Raw genomic sequence first — 14,920 nt, forward strand, 5'->3', positions numbered from 1 at the left:
ATCGCTCCGTATTTTAGGCCAAGCAAACTAGGCCCATATCTTAGCTCAAATCTAGTCTTTTTTGCGGAGAAGTTGTCGCAGCATACCGTGCATCATTTGCACATCGGCGCGCGTCATCGGCATCCGCGCCCACATATTCCGAAGGTTCAACTTCATACTAATGGCCTTGGGTTCTGGATAGAAAAACCCAGCCTCGTCAAGACGTTGCTCATAATGGTCGCCGAGTTTCTGGATCTCAATATCGGGGGCAAACTCGGTTTTAGCCATAGCGACGACTTCGGGGGAACATTAGAGTTTTGACGACGCCATTCATAGGCCATCAGGAGCGCACATTGCGCAAGGTTCAGGGAGGCAAACTCGGGATTAACGGGTACAGAAATGATCGCATTGGCGCGCGCAATATCTTCGTTCTCAAGCCCTGCCCGTTCCGGCCCAAACATCACACCAACCTTCTGGCCCTGCGAGATCAGCGCGCGGGCGTGCTCCATGGCGCGTTCGGGCGTCATCACGGGTTTGGTCAGGTCGCGGTGACGCGCGGTTGTTGCAAATATATAATTGCAGTCCGCCAAGGCATCGGGCGCGTTTTCATAGATCAGCGCCTCGTCAAGCAACCGTCCTGCTCCACTCGCCATTGCGACGGCCTTTTGATTTGGCCAACCGTCGCGCGGCTCAATGATGCGCATCCGATCAAGGCCGAAATTCCACATGGCACGCGCCGCACCACCAATATTTTCGCCCATCTGTGGACGCACTAATATAAAGGACGGCTGTGGCCCTCGCCAATTTTCTTCGCTCACAGGATATGCCTTCTTATGATTGGATTTGCGAATGCTTTTGCACGTGTTACGCTCCCCAAAACCGCAACGCAAGGAGAAGACCGTGGCATATGACGAAGGGCTTGCCCAAATGATGCGCGAAGATTTCCATGACGTTGACGGGATCACCGAAAAGAAGATGTTTGGCGGGATGTGTTTTCTCTATCGCGGCCATATGGTTTGCGGCGTTCATAAAGGCGGTGGCATGTTTCGCCCTGGCAAGGCTCGCGAGGCCGAAGCTTTGGCGATTGAGGGCGCAGCGCCGCTCTCGTTTACCGGACGTCCCATGGGCGGAATGATCGACGCCAGCGAAGAAGCCATTGCAGACGACGAAAAACGGCGTAAATGGATAGAACTTTCACTGGCAAATGCCAAAAGCCTGCCTCCTAAGTAGCCAAGCCCAAAAATCCCCGTTATGACGGGCACAGAATCCACCAAGGAACCATAAAATGGCTGACGATCAAACCGCGCCCGAAACCGCACAACTCTATCTTATCTCCCCGCCAGAGTTCGAATTATCGCAGTTTCCCGATCAATTAGCGCGGGTTCTGGACGGCGAGGCTATCTCTTGTGTGCGTCTGGCTATGGCGAGCCACGACGAAGATCGCATTTCGCGGGCCGCGGATGCTTTGCGCGACGTCTGTCAGAGCCGCGACGTGGCGATTGTTATCGACCGTCACATCCAATTGGTCGAGCGTTTGGGGCTAGATGGTGTCCATCTTCTGGACGGTGCGCGCACGGTGCGCCACGCCCGCAAAGAACTCGGGGCAGACGCAATCATCGGTGCCTTTTGTGGTGCCTCAAATCATGACGGCATGGCCGCCGCCGAAAACGGCGCGGACTATGTGGCCTTTGGCCCCGTCGGCATGACGCCCCTCGGAGACGGCACGCGCGCAGAGCTAGACTTGTTTCAGTGGTGGAGCGAAATGATCGAAGTGCCCATGGTGGCCGAAGGTGCGCTCTCGCTCGAAAACATTGAACTTCTCGCACCTATGGTCGACTTCTTTGGCATAGGTACGGAAATCTGGTCCAAAGATGACCCGCTAGAAACCCTCAGAGCGATGATTTTGAAAATTAAAGGTTAAGGGCAGCGCCACCTTGGCATTAATCCAACGGTGGCGTTAATCCATTCTGAACAGTTTGCTGACAGTATGTTGCCAAGCCTTTTCGGCTGACAAAATCGCGCGCGGGTACTGCTGGATGATAGATCACCTGAACCGATCCTTGACGCTTTGCAGCTAAAACCTTGAGGAAATGCGCCCCAAAGCTCATATCCCCCCACCAACCGTAAAAACACGCGCATTCCCCCGCAGGGGCGGTGTAATTGAGCGTTACCGGCTGAACCCATGTTTCTTCAACAACTTCGGGCGCGAAGAACGCCGCGAAAAGCGTTGATTTAAAAGGAAGAACCCGCAGTCCGTCCGTTGATGTCCCTTCAGGAAAGAACAAAAGTTTGTGCCCTGCTAGGAGGCGCGACTGAAAAATTTCACGCTGTTTTTTGGCATCTGACGGGCGGCGCGCGATAAAAACGGTCCCTGTAGCGCGCGCGAGCCAGCCAATTCCAGGCCAAAGGGCAACCTCGGATTTCGCAACAAAATAGATCCGCTTGCGCGCGTTCAAAGCAAAAATATCCAGCCATGACGAGTGGTTAGCAACAACCGCCCCCTTGTGCCGCATACGTTCACCACGCGTCGAGAACTTAACCCCCAACAGAAAAAAGGCGCTCCGACAGACAAATTGCGTGATGAAAGGGGTAAACGGGCGGCGCAATCCGTAAATCGGACGTTCAACCAGCCGCAACACGAGCATAAGGAGCAAACAAAACGTGGTAATCAGCAGAAGCGGCACCCCCCGAAAAACCGCACGAACATAGCCAGAGGCCGTTATTTTGGGCTGCTCAGGGAGCGTTTCTGAAGTCCACGTCGGATTCATGTGGCGCGGTTCTTGGTGTAAAAACTTTTATGCTTGGCATTCATTTTTTCAGTATCCATCAAGAGGCAAACATCGGTGGTGTTGAAGGCATGGTCAATATAGGCCCCCTCGCCCACAAAACCGCCCAGCCGCAAATAGGCTTTGATTAATGCGGGCGTGTTGATCATCGCGGCGCGGCGATCAATTTCCGCAACGTTCACAAGGTCCATTGACTGGAAATGATCTTCCAACACGCGCACACGAAGCTCGGGAGGCGCAAGGTGGTTGGCATGTAGATAGGCCAAGGGTTGGCGCAGTTCTTCGAGGTTAGTGCCATGGAAACTGGCCACGCCAAAAAGGATTTCTATATTGTGGTCAAGGACATAACTTGCGAGACCGTTCCAGAGGTGGAACATTGCGGTGCCACCGCGATAATCCTTGTGCACACAACTGCGCCCCAATTCCAGCAGCTTGCGGCCAGAGGATTTCAGCGCCGAAAGGTCATATTCGCTCTCCGAATAAAACTGCCCCACATCCGCGGCTTTTTCACCGCGCAACAGACGATAAACGCCCACGACATGCTCGCCTTTTTCGCTATCTTTAGACGAGTCAATCAAGATCAGATGGTCATAAAACGGGTCAAATTCATCGCGCTCAAGCCGTTCCTCGTGATCCACAAGTGGGCCGTCCCCTCCAAGCTCATCGACAAAAACTTCATACCGCAACCGCTGTGCGGCCCGCAAATCCGCTTCCGTTACCGCGAGGCGTGTTTCAAACTTGGGATCAGACGTCGACATAGATGGGGAGCGCTCCGCTAAACTCTGGGACTTCTAGGCAAAACGGCGCTATCATGCAACCTTTGCGCCCGAATTCCCCACGTCACTTTTGTTCAGAGTCGATGTCATATATCGGGGTTAAGAAAACGTTTTGACCATCGATGGTTATTTTTCCACATTGTTCAAAATTAACGGTTATTTTACCATTAATAACCGATTGTACTTGCCCAAGGCCCCATTCTGTTTTTCCGGGATGCCTTACAAACATTCCGGGCTCTAATAGATCATTCATTTTTTCACTTTCGCTTTCTAGGATTATTCATGCCGACACATCAACGAGACCTCACCGCCCTCCTTGGATCCCGTATCTGCCATGATCTTATCAGCCCTTTGGGCGCAATCGGCAATGGGGTTGAACTGCTTCAAATGGGTGGGAGCATAGACGGGCCCGAAATGGGCCTCATCGTTGAGAGTGTTGCAAATGCCAACGCACGGATTCGTTTTTTCCGCGTGGCCTATGGTGCTGCGCGTGAGGGGCAAAAGATTAGCAATTCAGAATTGCGCGATATCCTAAAGAGTTTCGGCGCAGGTGGGCGGGTGTCCTATGAGTGGAACGTGTTGAGTGACCTACCCCGCTCCGAAGGCAAGCTGGCTTTCTTGTTGATCCAATGTCTGGAATCCGCGATGCCCTATGGGGGGAATATTGTCGTCGAGCATGATGGCGCACAATGGCAATTGCTGGGGCGGGCCGAGAAAATGAAAATCAACCCTGAAATTTGGGGCGTAATGTCGGACCCAAATACGTCCGTAGAAGTCACGCCGGCTTTGGTGCATTTTGCGCTGGTTCCCGAAGCGTTGAAAGCCACACAAAAGAAAATGAACGCGGAATTACGGGAAACCGAAATTTCCATTCGGTTTTAGCGCGCAGCACTGGTTCTGGGGCCAATGCCGCGCTCTTTGGGGCTATTTTCGAATCGTGCCATCCCCAACAACGATATATTTGAAGCTGGTGAGTTGTTCCGCACCGACGGGGCCACGCGCGTGCATTTTACCCGTGGCAATGCCGATTTCAGCCCCCATTCCAAACTCGCCACCATCGGCAAATTGGGTCGATGCATTCTGAATCAAGATCGCACTATCGAGGCGGGTAAAGAACCTGTTGGCGACCGCTTGATCCTCCGTGATAACGCAATCGGTGTGGTTTGATCCGTAGTTTTGGATATGCGCGATGGCACCGTCAATATCGTCCACAACCTTCGCGGCGATGATCATATCAAGGAACTCTTTGCCAAAATCGTCCGCTGAGGCTTCGACAGACCCATTCATGCCTTCCGCCCGCACTTCGACGCCCGCCTTGATGAGCGCGTCAACGATAGCTTGCCCCAATGTCGCCGCCACATCCTTGTGTACCAACAAACATTCCGCCGAACCACAAATCCCCGTGCGCCGTGTTTTCGAATTCACGACAATCTTCAACGCCTTCTCTGGGTCGGCGGCGGCGTCCACATAGATGTGGCAAATTCCCTCGAGATGCGCAAAAACCGGAACCCGTGCTTCGCGCTGGACAAGCCCGACAAGGCCCTTTCCTCCGCGCGGCACGATCACGTCGATGAACTCGGTGGCGCGCAACATTTCTGCGACCGCAGCGCGATCCCGTGTAGGGACACGTTGCACCGCATCAACGGGAAGCCCCGCCGATTTAAGTCCATCTTGCAGACAGGCATGAATGACGCCCGAACTATGGAAGCTCTCAGAACCGCCCCGCAGAATGACCGCATTGCCAGCCTTCAAACACAAAGCCCCAGCATCCGCCGTCACATTCGGGCGGCTTTCGTAAATAACGCCAATGACGCCTAATGGTGTGCGCACTCGCTTGATATGGAGGCCGCTCTCCATGTCCCATTCCGTCAGAATCTCGCCCACGGGATCGTTTTGCCCCGCAACCGCACGCAGGCTGGTAACGATCGCCTCAATGCGGGCCTCGTCCAACATCAATCGGTCAAGCATCGCGGCCGACAAGCCTTTGTCGCGGCCGAATTCCATATCCAAAACGTTGGCTGCGACGATCTCATCCCGACGCGCCCAAACAGCATCGGCTGCGGCAAGAAGTGCGGCTTCCTTTTGAGGCCCCGATGCAAATCCCAATTCACGTGCAGCGGCGCGGGCGCGTGTTCCGATGTCTTTCATCAGGGCGGGAATATTTTCGCTATCTTTCATGGGGCAACTTTCAAATATGGAAACATAATCTTGACGCCATATAAGGTTATTTGGGCCTTAAATCCAAGCCTGTTCACAATCACTTTTTGGCATAGACGGCATCACAAACGGCTTAGAGGACCATGTCGTCGCGGTGGATCAAGGCGGCGCGGGCCGGATATCCAAGTACGTCTGGAAACTGATCCGAGGCAAGGCCTTTGATCAATTGCGCCTCGGCGGCGGTGTAACGCACCAAGCCACAGCCCAAAGGCCCGTCGGGGCCCAAAATCTGAACCGGATCTCCGCGTCCGAATTTGCCGCGCACTTCGGTTACCCCTGCGGGCAACAGCGATTTACCGCGTGCCAAGGCCTGTGCGGCCCCTGCATCGACAAGGAGGCTGCCTTGAGGTTTCATCGCCGCAATCCAGCGTTTTCGCGCGGTCTGAGGATCGACTTGGGCGATGAACCAAGTACATTTGGCGCCATCCAGCAGCGCCTTCAGGGGCCGCAAAGGAGAGCCTTCGGAGATCACCATGGCGCAACCCGCGCCCGTCGCGGTTTTCGCCGCCATCACTTTGGTTTTCATCCCGCCTTTGGACAGGCCAGAGGTGGGGTCACCCGCCATAGCCTCGATTTCCGGTGTGATCGCCTCAATATAATCGAAGCGTTTCGCCGTGGGATCAAGGCTCGGATTTGCACTATAAAACCCGTCAACGTCCGACAACAGCACCAAAACATCCGCGCCTGTTGTCACGGCAACTTGGGCCGCGAGGCGGTCATTGTCGCCGAAGCGGATTTCATCGGTGGCCACCGTGTCGTTTTCATTGACGATGGGGATCGCGCCAAGACTAAGCAACTGGCCCATGGTCGCGCGAGAATTCAAGTAACGTCGCCGATCATTGCTGTCTTCGAGGGTTACCAGAACTTGCGCTGTGATAAGCCCCAACGGAGCCAAAACATTTTCATAGGCGCGCGCAAGGCGAATTTGCCCGACGGCGGCGGCGGCCTGTGATTGCTCTAGTGGCAGATCCCCTTTGGGAAGGCCCAACACATTGCGCCCCAATGCGATTGACCCCGAAGACACAAGGATAACGTCAACGCCGCGCGCCTTAGCTTCAGCAACATCCGCGGCCAATCCCGCGAGCCAATCCTCGCGCAATTGACCTGTGTTGCGGTCCACCAATAGCGCGGAACCGATTTTAACAACGAGGCGTTTTGAGGCGCCCAGAATTTCCGCAGACGCTCTTAGGGTTGCCATTGCTCGGGTACTTCGTGTGATTTCGTCAGACGCAATTTGTCCGCCGTGATTTCAGCGCGGACAGCCCGAAGAACATCCGTAAGGCCCTCTTTTGCCACACCCGACATCATCATAACCGGACCACCGACGGCGGCTTCAAGTTCGGCGCGTTTTTCGGCGCGTTCTTCTTCGTCCAGCGCGTCGATTTTATTGAGCGCGGTTATGCGCGGCTTGTCGGCCAATTCGCCGCCATAGGCTTCTAATTCGTGGATGATCGTGCGGTAATCTTGGGCCACATTTTCGGCGGTACCGTCGATCAAATGCAACAGAACAGAACAGCGTTCGACGTGTCCAAGGAACAAATCGCCAAGGCCCCGCCCCTCGCTTGCGCCCTCAATCAGGCCCGGAATATCGGCCATAACGAATTCCGCACCGTCAACACCAACGACGCCAAGGTTCGGGTAAACTGTGGTAAACGGATAGTCGGCAATTTTTGGACGCGCATTGGATGTTGCGGCCAAAAATGTGGATTTCCCCGCATTTGGCATGCCCAAAAGACCCGCATCCGCGATCAATTTCAGGCGCAACCAAAGAGTACGTTCAATGCCTTCTTGACCGGGGTTCGCACGTCGTGGCGCTTGGTTGGTCGCGGTTTTAAAGTGCAGGTTGCCAAAACCGCCGTTGCCACCCTTGGCCAGGACAATCCGCTGACCAACTTCGGTCAAATCCGCGATCACGGTCTCTTGGTCTTCGTCCAAAACTTCGGTGCCGACGGGCAATTTCAAAATAACGGTCGCGCCGTCATGGCCCGTGCGTTGGGCCCCCATTCCGGGTTGGCCACTGCGCGCCAAAAAGTGCTGCTGGTAGCGAAAGTCAATCAGCGTGTTGAGACCATCAACCGCCTCAGCGATCACATCGCCGCCACGTCCACCATCGCCGCCATCGGGGCCACCGTATTCGATATGCTTTTCGCGCCGAAACGACACACAGCCGCCCCCGCCGCCACCAGAGCGAATATATACTTTACATAGATCGAGAAACTTCATGTCTGGCGGCCTTCCATTGCGACTGTGTCAGGCGTTATCGGAGTTCAGGCGCAGGCTCAAGCCTGCAAGGCTCTTGCGGGCCCCATAAACACAATTTTCGCCGTCAATTTTGCTCAAAAAGCACCCTGACGCCGAAAATCCGTAAAACCACTGTTACTGTATGTCTCTCAAAACTACTTTTCAACAAAGGATCGAAGCATTTACCCCTCCTATAACATCAGAAGAGGACTGAATATTTGGCAAAGGGTGGCCGAGACGAAACTGTCCTAAACGTCCTTTAAGCGTATTTCAAAAGATAGGTCCAAGTGGCGACACTCGTGTTGCGGGCAACAGAAAACTTCTCGGCATCGCCAAGGTATTCAAACCCCGCATTGGTCAAAACCCGTGCCGAGGCTGGGTTATCTTGGAAGACTTCTGCGAAAATTGTTTTGCACTTTTGCGGGTTCGCCTCAAGGATAGCCCGCACCGCTTCGGACGCATAGCCTGCCCCCAAAAAGCGGGTGCCACCCAATAGCCGATTTCAGATTGCGCACGGTCCATCGTTTTGAGGCTAATAACGCCCAAGACCTCATCCTTCGTCGAGGCCATAATCCAGACGTCTTCACTGCGCTCCGGATTAAGAGCGCGCTCAATGAAACTCTGGGTCGCGCCGCGCGGCAATGGATGTGGGATGGAGCTCGTGAACTCTGCAACGCGTTGATCGCCTGCATACATGCGCAACTGGCCTGCGTCGGATTTTTGCACGGGGCGCAAAATAAACCGTTCTGTTTCTATTACTTGCTGACCTGCAATTGTCTCTACTCTCATGTTTAAGCTCCTCCGAACCTCATAAACAGACACGAGGCCCGTGGGCCTTTCCCGCCTGTCTTTTTTGGGCCCTCATGGAAGGCCGCTTTTTCTCTGGTCCGCTCCGATAACCGGCCAAGTATCACTTTCACCCACCTTACATGGGGGCTTGGACCACAACCGACAAGGGATTCCTCAAAAGCCTTACGAGATGTGATCTTTCGATATTGGCACCACAAGGGTGTGAACCGAGTTCCTTAAAATTTTATTAAATTCCAATACCTTCGCCCGTCTAACAGAGCCATGTTACAGAAATAAAAAAAGGGCCGGCGTTTCCGCCGACCCTAAAAACAAACACTAGGTTTCGGCTTACTCTGCGGCCTCCGCCACTGGGAGAACCGAAATAAATGTACGGCCCTTAAGGCCTTTGTGGAACTTTACGTTGCCAAGGGATGTTGCAAAAATCGTGTGATCTTTGCCCATGCCAACGCCAGCACCTGGGTACATTCTTGTTCCGCGCTGACGCACGATAATGTTGCCCGGGATAACGAGTTCGCCACCGTATTTTTTTACACCAAGTCTACGACCAGCTGAGTCGCGACCGTTACGGGATGAACCGCCTGCTTTTTTATGTGCCATCTGGTCTCTCCTTAGCCTTTAGTGAATTCTTGAGCTTGGGCAATCCAGCCCTCGCGTTCGATGCGGCCTTTGAACGAGAGCGCCTCGTCAAATTTTGCAACGTCAGCATCTGTCCAAGCAGCGATCTGAGCGAAGGAAGTAACACCACCCGCGATCAGTTTTTTCTCAAGCGCGGGGCCAACACCGGACAATTTCTTCAAATCATCTGCGCCGGAAGCCGCTTCAGCAGGGGCAGCTTTCGCCGCTTTTGCTTTAGGAGCTTTTACAGCAGTTTCCGCTTTCGGAGCCGCCGCAGCCGCTGCACGTGCAGAAAGAGCGTTTTTCGCTTTAGGAACAACAGGCGCCATGGCAGCAACCACAGAAGCAGGAACAGAGCCCGTGCCTTGTGCAAGTTTAACGCCAGATTTCGCAGCACCTTTTTCAAGGATATCCGTAATCCGAACCAAGGTCAGCCGTTGACGGTGACCTTTGGTGCGTTGTGAGCCGTGCTTACGACGACGCTTAACGAAGTGAATAAGCTTTTCGCCTTTGATCTGGTCGATCACTTCGGCCTGCACAGCAGCATCTTCGATCAAAGGGGCGCCAACATTCGCACCAACCATAAGAACTTCGTTGAACTGAACAGTTTCGCCCGCATCTGCAGCAATACGTTCAATACGCAGCACGTCGCCACTTTGAACTCGGTATTGCTTGCCGCCGGTTTTTAGAACCGCAAACATTTAGTCTTCCTTCGCAATTTCCGCGTCTTGTGGTCCCCAAATTTGGGAGTTTCGCCAGAATGGCACCTCGGACAGCGCGCCCCTATGGGCGGTAAAAAAATCATTCTCAAGACAGGAATCCCGTAGGAATCCTGCACTAAGATGGCGGCTTATCATCGTAAACCCCCGCGAAGTCAAGGCACCTTTGGGAATTATCCCCTTCTGACCGGGTTTTTAATGTCTCAATGCCTGCTAACGGAAACGCCCTCGCAAGAGGTCCGTCTAAATGTCCTCGCTCAGGATGTACCCCGCAGCCGCACGCCCCAATTTACGCGAGATCTCCGCATAGACGTCCCCAAAGGCTTTGAACATCGCATTGTTAAATTGTCGGCCAGCGTCTGTGCGGCCAAACGCAATGTTTTTCGTCATTTCGTCCTCGGATAACGGCGAATAACTCATGGTTAAATAAGTCATCAACCACTCTGTCGTATCCGCCCGAATTTGGGGTTCATCCTGCCAGACATCCGCTAGAATTGCGCTCTCGGTCATGTCGTCTGTCAACGCTCCCATATCGCCCATTGCCGACAAAAACTCGAAGGTTTCGTTCATCGAACTTGCCACATTCATATCTATAAGGTCGTAAACCTTAATATATTCTCGTATGCGGGGCAAAAGAGGGTCATTGTTGCGGATCATTGCCTTTAAACGCGCCTCGCTTGCCGCATTTACGTCGGGATCACTTATTGCCAAACGCGCGCTCATTTCCAACCGCACGAGTTTTTCGCCGAAGGGCGTAGTAAAAAACGCCAGCGCGGCAGCAAGGGTCTCGTCACTCAAAAGCGGGTCGAAGCTTGCGCGAAACTCTGCCTTCATTCTGTCCTGCGAATAGATCGCCGTTAGGCGGCGCTCCCAATCGGCATCGCCACGCCCGTCAAAAAGTTCCATCCCAAGGGTCTCGCCATATTGCATCCCCTCGTCGGACAAAATTTCGATCATGTCATCCACAAGCAGAATTTCGGACAATCGATTCAGATCCGCCTCCCGTTCGGCGACGACGGGGCCAACGATCCCAAGCACAAACACAATGGCTAACATAACAGACCGCATACATACCCCTTTTTGGCGACTCATATAGACATAGTGTATTCTAACAAATAATTTAAGCACCCTCCCCTTCAATTTGCAGTCAGCCCCCGTGATCAGCGTAATTCGACACGACTGTGCAAAAAGAGCTTGTAGATTTCTCCGCCCCAGACTAAACCGCCCACGGACCCTACGCGGAGAGGTGGCGGAGTGGTCGAACGTGGCGGTCTCGAAAACCGTTGAGCCTTAACGGGTTCCCAGGGTTCGAATCCCTGTCTCTCCGCCAGTATCTTCTTGAAATTAAACAGAAATATACCCTTTCACGGGCAAGCCAAACATCAGGCCAATTTCAACATTTACACGAAAAGGTGTCATACTATGACGCTTTTTCAGCGCTCCGATGGCGCCGACTATGCCCCCTTTTCTTCCCAAAACAGCACGACCCGCAAAACAAAAAGGGACCCTGCGCCGGCAAGATCCCTTTTGAATTTCACGGTGTTGTAGACCCTTATCGGAAACCGTTGTCTCCATCAGCGCGCACCGACGCTTGCTGCGCATCCGACAGATACCTCAGATAGTAGCGCTCTGTGGTCAACACAGACCCATGCCCAATATACTTTTGCACCCTGTAAATTGACCACCCCTCCTTTAAGCGTTCAATGGCGAACTTATGCCTTAGATCGTGAAGGCGCGCGTTAAATCCGGTTTCTTGGCCGTATTCCCAAAACAGGTTCGAAGGATCCTTGTAGAAACCATGTTCTGTGCCGTTCCAGAACACAAACTGTGATGCGTTCGAGCGAGGGATTTTGTTGAGGATATCGATGGCCTCTTGGCGCAATGCTATGGTGCGAATTTTCCCACCTTTCGTATGACGCAGCACAGCCTCTACGCGGCCTTCGATCGGGGTTCCCATGCCAGAGATATCTGACCATTGGAGTTTTGCCATTTCCGTTACACGTCCGCCTGTGACATTTAAGAAATGTGCGAAATGGGTCAGTGTGCCCGGCGCCCGGTCAGAAAGTTTCTGAAGGCACTTCTCTGTTGGCAAAATTATGTCGGGCAATATTTCCTTCATACCTTGCTTTTCATAAAGCTGAACCGGATTGACATCGATCCACCCAGCATTTTTCATCGATTTCATAAGGTTCATGAAGGCAGTCAGATCTCGATTAATCGTTGCGACCGTCACCCCTTCTTCTCGCCTGCGCGCGACATAGTCCGAGACAAGTGCTGTCGTAACTTCTGCTGCCATCAATTCCTCAACATTGTGACCATTGTCTTCACAAATATTATCAACAACGCGCAGAATCTGTCGCAGACTGCACCGGTAGCGTTTGCGCGTATCAATTCCCCAAGAACTGCTTTCGAGCCCCAAGGCGTCATAGAAATTGGCGAGGCCTGCTCCGAAGCTCCAATCCAATTCACCAGCCTCGTCTAACCCTCTCAGCTCCTTTATGCGGTTTTTGGCCCTTTTCTCCGCGACTCTTTGAGAAGTTGTGCGAAGCGACTCTCGGTGGGTGACGCCGTAGATCTTGACGCGGAGCCACCAATATTTACTACCTTCTTGCTTGAAGATGTTTTTGGGTTTGTTTTGTTTCTGTGACATTTACTGCCCTCTTTAATCCAGATTACAGCCAGGTCGTGGTCGAAAGTCCACAGACTGCCATGCTTGACGGCCCCTGGAATGTTATCGTTCGCCGCGTGCTGTGTGATTGCCCTTTGGGACAATCCACTCAGCTGCGCGACGACCGATGCCCTGAGCCTCGGTTTCATCGAGTTGAGGATGTTGTGCTCCTCCTCAGAAAATAAAATTTTGGTTTGATTAGTTTTATCCGCCATTGAGATACTTCCGTTACGTGTTTGCATTTTCGTAATCAGAAGGTGAGTTCGGTGAGAAAAAGAAAAAAATGGGTTTAACTCTGGTTTGAATCCATACACAAAATCAGCCATCAGAATTTTCTGCAGCAGCCCTCAGGAATTCTCAGACCGAACTTTTACGACCCCAAATTAGTAGCAGATGCTACGGCTCAACTTGTGACAGCAATCGCCGCGCCGCTATTCTGGCCCGGGCTTGCTTGCGAACAAAATCGAAACTTTCCCATTGCAAGATAAACCGGCGGAGGTCTTCCAACGCATTGTTGAACAGATATTCCTCATGTTTGCAGACATCGAGGATACGATTTCCGTAGCCTGGACGTAAGTCATTGGCTGCGCTGACGAGCGCTGACCCCATAGCGGAGATGCATTCATCATCCTGCGCCTCAAAGACCTCCCCGCTCTCCAGTCGCTCCAAGGTCTGCAGAAGTACACGGCGATGGTAGCTCTTCAGAACCGGCCCAGATTGGGCATAATCTCTCCCAAATGCCTGACCCGAGTTAATTGCACGCGCTACCATCGCCTCCAGGCTCTCCTCGTGTCGGATATTACTCACGCTGCCACCTCACCAGCTTGCTCACCACCCACAGGCATGATTTGTTCATAGCCGTCGATAAGGGCACCCACCGCCTCTGTCAGCAGGCAGATTTGCCATACGACCGGATCTTCAGGATTGATCATTGCACAGTAGCCAGCCTCCTCTCGATCGAAGTCCGCGACATGCTCGAGGCCCAGGAGCCCATGCAGCCAATTCAACTCGCGGAGCAGCCTAACTTTGCCGTTCGGTGCCGTCAGCGCGCGGCGAAAGCGTTGCAGTCGCATTAGAGCGACGGAACCACCAAGAAGCAGAACCGCGTTTTGCAATTCCATGTCGTTTTGTGCGATAAAAGCCTTTACCGCAGCGAGAAGTTGTTTCCGATTCATGCGGAAATCCTCTTTTTCAATGCCGCCCAATTGGCGGCTCAAGCACCCCGGCACGGGCTCTCCTTTTGTACCTCGCGGGGTGTCACTTACTCTTTTTCGGCAGGTCGTTTTTTGTTTTCTTGCGGCTCACAAAGAGGCCGCGAGAAATACAAAATATACTGACAGTCTCAATTATTATTCTTTTCCCCCTGCCCGCGTATGGGCCAGCGGTACGCGGTCTTGCAGCTTACACGACCATCTCGGTCGCCATGGGGCCGATGAGACCAAGAACGCACGACAGGAACGGCGGCATGGATGCACTCAGCGTCAAATTCTCGAGTTGCGTATCTATTTGCCTTTCGGAGCTATAATGCATCGCGGCCTCCTTCACGCTGCCATGTCGAAATGGAAGACAGGCGCATTCGAAGCGTTATCGATAGCGCGCATATGATCCATCAGCCCATCAGTTAAGAGACAGATCTCTTCGACCACCGGATCGTATGGGTCGATTTCGGCAAAAAGACCGTATTCCAGCCTTTCCGGATCCGCGACGTAATACAAAGACAGAACCTTGTGTAACTCAACCAGGTTACGTTTTGAACTTCGGGTCAATGTCTTGTTCGATGAGAGATCATCGCACAAAGACTGAATGCGCCGCAGCGCGGGGCCTCCCCCCAATAGAAAGGCTGCGTTTTGCAGCGGTTCGTAATTATGGGTGAGGAATGAGCACAATCCTTTGATTGCTGTGGTTTCTTGATACGTCATTTGAAACTCCTTTTGGTTTTCGTGGTGTGACGGACAAGAGGCTCAGGCGGGGTGTCGGGTTCTGTTTCATGTCATCTTGCATCCTTTTTACTGGGGGCTGACAGAGCTTTTCTGCGTATTCTCACCAAGAAGAATACGCAGAAAAGTTCGCATCAATCCCCATTTTCTATTGAGGCCTGCGGACCGACTG

18 protein-coding genes, 1 tRNA gene and 2 pseudogenes are annotated in these 14,920 nt (G+C 53.1%); 4 read left to right on the plus strand and 17 right to left on the minus strand.

The window, feature by feature from the left end:
* Window positions 1-51 precede the first annotated feature (51 nt).
* A pseudogene (locus RC74_RS17375) lies at window positions 52-740 on the minus strand (RNA methyltransferase).
* Between the two features lie 139 nt (window positions 741-879).
* Here RC74_RS17375 and RC74_RS17380 point away from each other — a divergent pair.
* Both RC74_RS17380 and RC74_RS17385 read left to right on the plus strand, forming a co-directional pair.
* Window positions 880-1,209: a TfoX/Sxy family protein gene (locus RC74_RS17380; RefSeq protein WP_039000671.1), complete on the plus strand. Its 330-nt coding sequence runs from the start codon at window positions 880-882 to the stop codon at window positions 1,207-1,209.
* 55 nt (window positions 1,210-1,264) lie between these two features.
* On the plus strand, window positions 1,265-1,900 hold the full coding sequence (locus tag RC74_RS17385) for a thiamine phosphate synthase (RefSeq protein WP_039000642.1): 636 nt from the start codon (window positions 1,265-1,267) through the stop codon (window positions 1,898-1,900).
* A gap of 19 nt (window positions 1,901-1,919) precedes the next feature.
* Here RC74_RS17385 and olsA read toward each other — a convergent pair whose 3' ends face one another.
* From olsA to RC74_RS17400, 3 genes are all read right to left on the minus strand, one after another.
* Window positions 1,920-2,747 (minus strand): lyso-ornithine lipid O-acyltransferase, encoded by an 828-nt coding sequence (olsA, locus tag RC74_RS17390; protein WP_039000641.1) that lies wholly within the window; start codon window positions 2,745-2,747, stop codon window positions 1,920-1,922.
* Window positions 2,744-3,523, minus strand: a complete 780-nt coding sequence (gene olsB / locus RC74_RS17395) for an L-ornithine N(alpha)-acyltransferase (protein WP_039000640.1) — start codon at window positions 3,521-3,523, stop codon at window positions 2,744-2,746. The genes olsA and olsB overlap by 4 nt, the downstream gene beginning before the upstream one ends.
* 82 nt (window positions 3,524-3,605) lie before the next feature.
* Window positions 3,606-3,794, minus strand: a complete 189-nt coding sequence (locus tag RC74_RS17400) for a DUF3553 domain-containing protein (RefSeq protein WP_039000639.1) — start codon at window positions 3,792-3,794, stop codon at window positions 3,606-3,608.
* 29 nt (window positions 3,795-3,823) lie between these two features.
* Here RC74_RS17400 and RC74_RS17405 point away from each other — a divergent pair, with 29 nt between their 5' ends.
* Entirely contained in the window at window positions 3,824-4,423 is a 600-nt protein-coding gene (locus RC74_RS17405; protein WP_039000638.1) for a histidine phosphotransferase family protein, read from the plus strand.
* A 42-nt stretch (window positions 4,424-4,465) separates the two neighbouring features.
* On the opposite strand, the gene RC74_RS17410 is transcribed toward RC74_RS17405, so the two are convergent.
* From RC74_RS17410 to RC74_RS17440, 7 genes and pseudogenes are all read right to left on the minus strand, one after another.
* Window positions 4,466-5,719 (minus strand): glutamate-5-semialdehyde dehydrogenase, encoded by a 1,254-nt coding sequence (locus tag RC74_RS17410; RefSeq protein WP_039000636.1) that lies wholly within the window; start codon window positions 5,717-5,719, stop codon window positions 4,466-4,468.
* Window positions 5,720-5,831: 112 nt separating this feature from the next.
* Entirely contained in the window at window positions 5,832-6,956 is a 1,125-nt protein-coding gene (proB, locus tag RC74_RS17415; protein WP_052274638.1) for a glutamate 5-kinase, read from the minus strand.
* Window positions 6,944-7,981, minus strand: a complete 1,038-nt coding sequence (obgE, locus tag RC74_RS17420; RefSeq protein ID WP_039000635.1) for a GTPase ObgE — start codon at window positions 7,979-7,981, stop codon at window positions 6,944-6,946. Before obgE ends, proB begins: the two co-directional genes overlap by 13 nt.
* 277 nt (window positions 7,982-8,258) lie before the next feature.
* Window positions 8,259-8,788, minus strand: a pseudogene (locus tag RC74_RS17425) (GNAT family N-acetyltransferase).
* Window positions 8,789-9,136: 348 nt separating this feature from the next.
* Window positions 9,137-9,406: a 50S ribosomal protein L27 gene (gene rpmA, locus RC74_RS17430; RefSeq protein WP_039000634.1), complete on the minus strand. Its 270-nt coding sequence runs from the start codon at window positions 9,404-9,406 to the stop codon at window positions 9,137-9,139.
* Window positions 9,407-9,417: 11 nt separating this feature from the next.
* Window positions 9,418-10,125 (minus strand): 50S ribosomal protein L21, encoded by a 708-nt coding sequence (locus RC74_RS17435; protein ID WP_039000633.1) that lies wholly within the window; start codon window positions 10,123-10,125, stop codon window positions 9,418-9,420.
* Window positions 10,126-10,386: 261 nt separating this feature from the next.
* Complete coding sequence (locus RC74_RS17440; RefSeq protein WP_062628333.1) at window positions 10,387-11,211, minus strand: DUF2059 domain-containing protein; 825 nt, start codon at window positions 11,209-11,211, stop codon at window positions 10,387-10,389.
* 172 nt (window positions 11,212-11,383) lie between these two features.
* On the opposite strand from RC74_RS17440, the gene RC74_RS17445 reads away from it, so the two are divergent.
* Window positions 11,384-11,473 (plus strand) — tRNA-Ser (locus RC74_RS17445).
* 222 nt (window positions 11,474-11,695) lie between these two features.
* Here the strand turns inward: RC74_RS17445 and RC74_RS17450 are convergent.
* From RC74_RS17450 to RC74_RS17470, 6 genes are all read right to left on the minus strand, one after another.
* Complete coding sequence (locus RC74_RS17450; RefSeq protein ID WP_039003157.1) at window positions 11,696-12,607, minus strand: tyrosine-type recombinase/integrase; 912 nt, start codon at window positions 12,605-12,607, stop codon at window positions 11,696-11,698.
* A gap of 32 nt (window positions 12,608-12,639) precedes the next feature.
* Complete coding sequence (locus tag RC74_RS22565) at window positions 12,640-13,137, minus strand: hypothetical protein (RefSeq protein WP_169798750.1); 498 nt, start codon at window positions 13,135-13,137, stop codon at window positions 12,640-12,642.
* A 70-nt stretch (window positions 13,138-13,207) separates the two neighbouring features.
* Window positions 13,208-13,582: a hypothetical protein gene (locus RC74_RS17460; RefSeq protein WP_062628334.1), complete on the minus strand. Its 375-nt coding sequence runs from the start codon at window positions 13,580-13,582 to the stop codon at window positions 13,208-13,210.
* Between the two features lie 32 nt (window positions 13,583-13,614).
* Window positions 13,615-13,986 (minus strand): hypothetical protein, encoded by a 372-nt coding sequence (locus RC74_RS17465; RefSeq protein ID WP_156477507.1) that lies wholly within the window; start codon window positions 13,984-13,986, stop codon window positions 13,615-13,617.
* Window positions 13,987-14,212: 226 nt separating this feature from the next.
* The gene (locus RC74_RS23425) at window positions 14,213-14,341 is read right to left on the minus strand and encodes a hypothetical protein (protein ID WP_257722128.1); all 129 of its coding nucleotides are present in this window, start codon (window positions 14,339-14,341) and stop codon (window positions 14,213-14,215) included.
* 11 nt (window positions 14,342-14,352) lie between these two features.
* Complete coding sequence (locus RC74_RS17470) at window positions 14,353-14,730, minus strand: hypothetical protein (protein WP_062628336.1); 378 nt, start codon at window positions 14,728-14,730, stop codon at window positions 14,353-14,355.
* Window positions 14,731-14,920 lie beyond the last annotated feature (190 nt).

The organism is Falsihalocynthiibacter arcticus (assembly GCF_000812665.2).
In the GTDB taxonomy this organism is placed as follows: Bacteria; Pseudomonadota; Alphaproteobacteria; order Rhodobacterales; family Rhodobacteraceae; genus Falsihalocynthiibacter; species Falsihalocynthiibacter arcticus.

Bases quoted from the DNA above. Each gene is read 5' to 3' on its own strand.
- RC74_RS17385 (WP_039000642.1), top strand. From the start codon at position 1,265: ATGGCTGACGATCAAACCGCGCCCGAAACCGCACAACTCTATCTTATC.
- olsA (WP_039000641.1), bottom strand. From the start codon at position 2,747: ATGAATCCGACGTGGACTTCAGAAACGCTCCCTGAGCAGCCCAAAATA.
- RC74_RS22565 (WP_169798750.1), bottom strand. From the start codon at position 13,137: ATGGCTGATTTTGTGTATGGATTCAAACCAGAGTTAAACCCATTTTTT.
- RC74_RS17460 (WP_062628334.1), bottom strand. From the start codon at position 13,582: ATGGTAGCGCGTGCAATTAACTCGGGTCAGGCATTTGGGAGAGATTAT.
- RC74_RS17405 (WP_039000638.1), top strand. From the start codon at position 3,824: ATGCCGACACATCAACGAGACCTCACCGCCCTCCTTGGATCCCGTATC.
- RC74_RS17400 (WP_039000639.1), bottom strand. From the start codon at position 3,794: ATGAATGATCTATTAGAGCCCGGAATGTTTGTAAGGCATCCCGGAAAA.
- RC74_RS17410 (WP_039000636.1), bottom strand. From the start codon at position 5,719: ATGAAAGATAGCGAAAATATTCCCGCCCTGATGAAAGACATCGGAACA.
- RC74_RS17440 (WP_062628333.1), bottom strand. From the start codon at position 11,211: ATGCGGTCTGTTATGTTAGCCATTGTGTTTGTGCTTGGGATCGTTGGC.
- olsB (WP_039000640.1), bottom strand. From the start codon at position 3,523: ATGTCGACGTCTGATCCCAAGTTTGAAACACGCCTCGCGGTAACGGAA.
- rpmA (WP_039000634.1), bottom strand. From the start codon at position 9,406: ATGGCACATAAAAAAGCAGGCGGTTCATCCCGTAACGGTCGCGACTCA.
- RC74_RS17465 (WP_156477507.1), bottom strand. From the start codon at position 13,986: ATGAATCGGAAACAACTTCTCGCTGCGGTAAAGGCTTTTATCGCACAA.
- obgE (WP_039000635.1), bottom strand. From the start codon at position 7,981: ATGAAGTTTCTCGATCTATGTAAAGTATATATTCGCTCTGGTGGCGGC.
- RC74_RS17470 (WP_062628336.1), bottom strand. From the start codon at position 14,730: ATGACGTATCAAGAAACCACAGCAATCAAAGGATTGTGCTCATTCCTC.
- proB (WP_052274638.1), bottom strand. From the start codon at position 6,956: ATGGCAACCCTAAGAGCGTCTGCGGAAATTCTGGGCGCCTCAAAACGC.
- RC74_RS17435 (WP_039000633.1), bottom strand. From the start codon at position 10,125: ATGTTTGCGGTTCTAAAAACCGGCGGCAAGCAATACCGAGTTCAAAGT.
- RC74_RS23425 (WP_257722128.1), bottom strand. From the start codon at position 14,341: ATGCATTATAGCTCCGAAAGGCAAATAGATACGCAACTCGAGAATTTG.